At 49.6% G+C, this 2,881-nt stretch carries 2 protein-coding genes and 1 pseudogene; all 3 read right to left on the bottom strand.

Translation table 11 applies throughout. The annotated features are described in order from the left end of the window. Window positions 1-382, bottom strand: a pseudogene (locus tag ABY802_RS16425) (SLC13 family permease); the annotation flags it as partial. Then, the gene (gene cysN / locus ABY802_RS16420) at window positions 379-1,800 is read right to left on the bottom strand and encodes a sulfate adenylyltransferase subunit CysN (RefSeq protein WP_372628196.1); all 1,422 of its coding nucleotides are present in this window, start codon (window positions 1,798-1,800) and stop codon (window positions 379-381) included. The gene cysN and the pseudogene ABY802_RS16425, both read right to left, overlap by 4 nt. Further along, entirely contained in the window at window positions 1,800-2,720 is a 921-nt protein-coding gene (gene cysD, locus ABY802_RS16415; RefSeq protein ID WP_372628195.1) for a sulfate adenylyltransferase subunit CysD, read from the bottom strand. Before cysD ends, cysN begins: the two co-directional genes overlap by 1 nt. Window positions 2,721-2,881: the final 161 nt, after the last annotated feature.

Here is a 2,881-nt window from a genome sequence, read left to right as displayed (position 1 = left end):
TCGGCGCCACTTTTTTATTGGCCCGCACCGCGTTAAGCATCGCGGCTACCACAGCGGTATTATTCAGCACCGACGAGGCCAGCGCGGTAAACCCAATAGTGCGCAGTACCGAGCCGGCTACCGAGCGGGTAAATAAAAAGCGCGACAAGCGCCTAAGCAAACTGGTTTTTTCCAGCGAAAAGGATATCAGCACCAGCAACACCAGCGTGGCTAAGCCCGGGTTGGCCGCATTTCTTAGCAGCATGCTGGTGTCAATAAACCCCAGTGCCAGCATAGCCAGTAACATGGCGGCAAAAATACCGGCCGAGTGAGCCGAATAACGGATAAGTGCTGCCACCAGCAGCACTAACATCCCTACCAGCGCAATGGCCGGCAGACTCATTTACGGCCTTTTTGCGACAATTCAGGGAAGTGCTTGCGCAGTAGCTGGATCAACTCTAGCTCAAACGAGCTCAGGCCACTGATTTCCTGCTCTGGCGGCGGCTCGGCTTGTGCCACCAATGCCGCATCAACCATACCCGCGGCAACGGTAAGGTTGGTTAAGCGATCTATCACGATAAAAGCACCGGTTTGCTTATTTTTTAAATAGGCATCAAAGGCAACCGCTTCGGTCAGGTTAATATCAACCAGGCCAATTTCGTTTAAGCCCAGGTTTTGCGCATCGCGCTCTTCCAGGGTATTCACATCAATCCGGTGATGCAACTTGGCCACTTCACCGCTAACCAACTTACAGGCAAACTTAAAGTAGTAATCCCGCTCGGTTTTCAGTGGTTGCTCGTGCATCCAAATCATCTTGGCCCGCAAGCGTGACGACACGTGCGCCAGCACATCTTTTTTCACCAGCATATTACCGCGGCTAATGTCTATCTCGTCGTTCAGGGTAAGCGTTACAGCCTGCGGCGCATGGGCTTCCTGTAACTCACCATCAAAGGTCACGATAGATTTAACGGTTGATATAGTACCGGCAGGTAACACCCGGATGGTATCGCCTACTGCTACGCTACCGGCGGCAATAGTGCCGGCAAAACCACGAAAATCGGAATTGGGCCGGCTAACCAGCTGCACCGGGAAACGAAACTCCGGGCTGTCAGCAGAAGCACTGATTTCCATGGTTTCCAGATACTGCATTAAGGTAGAACCACGGAACCAGCTGAGCTTTTCACTCGGGTTAACCACGTTATCGCCTTCCAGCGCCGATATTGGCACAAAGCGAATATCCGGAATATCCAGCGAACCCGCCAGGGTTAAATACTCTTCCTGAATTTCTTTGTAGCGCGCTTGCGAGTAGTCCACTAAATCCATTTTATTAATGGCGACAATCACATGCTTAATGCCCAGTAAACTGCAGATAAAACTGTGACGCCGGGTCTGGGTTTGCACGCCTTTGCGCGCATCCACCAGAATAATCGCCACATCACAGGTTGAGGCACCGGTCGCCATATTACGGGTATACTGCTCATGGCCCGGGGTATCGGCAATAATAAATTTACGCTTGTCGGTAGAAAAATACCGATACGCCACGTCAATGGTAATACCCTGCTCGCGCTCTGACTGCAAGCCATCAACCAATAAGGCTAAATCGACTTTATTGCCCTGCGTGCCCGACTTTTTACTGTCTTCAGTAATGGCGGCCAACTGATCTTCAAAAATCATTTTGCTGTCGTGCAGCAAGCGGCCAATTAAGGTACTTTTACCATCATCGACACTGCCGCAGGTAATAAAGCGCAGCAGCTGTTTATTTTCGTGTTGGTTTAAGTACGCTAAAATGTCTTGTTCAATTAAGGCTGATGCGTGGCTCATTAGAAATACCCCTCCATCTTTTTCTTTTCCATCGAGCCACTGCTGTCGTGGTCAATCACCCGGCCCTGGCGCTCTGAGGTCTTGGTCAGCAGCATTTCCTGAATAATATCCGGTAAGGTTGCGGCAGACGACTCGACTGCGCCGGTCAGTGGATAACAACCTAACGTGCGAAAACGAACCTGCCTCATTTGTGGTACTTCACCCTCTTTTAACGGCATCCGCTCATCGTCAACCATTATCAGAGTACCATCGCGCTCGACCACCGGTCGCTCTTTGGCAAAGTACAAATCGGGAATGTCGATATTTTCTAAATAGATATATTGCCAGATATCCAGCTCAGTCCAGTTAGACAGCGGAAACACCCGGATACTCTCGCCTTTATCAACCCGGCCATTAAAAATATTCCACAGCTCAGGCCGCTGGTTTTTCGGATCCCAGCGATGGTGTTTATCGCGAAACGAATACACCCGCTCTTTCGCCCGGGATTTTTCTTCATCCCTTCGCGCGCCACCAAAGGCCGCATCGAATTTATATTTATCTAGCGCCTGTTTCAGGCTCTGGGTTTTCATAATATCAGTATGCTTGGCACTGCCATGACTGAACGGGCCAACATTCATCGCCACGCCTTCCTGGTTAATATGAACCAGCAGTTCAAGATCATACTTTTTAGGAATACTATCGCGGAACGCGATCATTTCCTTAAACTTCCAGGTGGTATCAACATGCAACAGCGGAAATGGAATTTTGCCCGGGTAAAAGGCTTTACGGGCCAGGTGCAGCAACACTGAAGAGTCTTTGCCTACCGAATACAGCATCACCGGGTTATCAAACTCGGCAGCTACTTCACGGAAAATCTGAATAGACTCATTTTCCAGGGCTTTTAGATGGGTCATTCCCTTATTTTGAGCAGAGGTTTGCATAAATCACTCCTGTTGATTCGTTGCTATAGCTTACAGAAATAGTCATGGCAGTACCAGATATCAGCTAACGATAAACCACCGGCAGTGGTAAATAAAAGCAGCAGTGTAGACGGCTGCAACGGCGCAAATATACCGCTGAGCAGGGGAAGGGTTCAAGGAAT

Source organism: Arsukibacterium sp., assembly GCF_041616895.1.
Taxonomy (GTDB): domain Bacteria; phylum Pseudomonadota; class Gammaproteobacteria; order Enterobacterales; family Alteromonadaceae; genus Alishewanella.
This window is presented reverse-complemented; position numbering and strand designations above follow the sequence as displayed.

Excerpts from the sequence above, each read along its gene's own strand:
- cysN (WP_372628196.1), bottom strand. The coding sequence starts at position 1,800 with ATGAGCCACGCATCAGCCTTAATTGAACAAGACATTTTAGCGTACTTA.
- cysD (WP_372628195.1), bottom strand. The coding sequence starts at position 2,720 with ATGCAAACCTCTGCTCAAAATAAGGGAATGACCCATCTAAAAGCCCTG.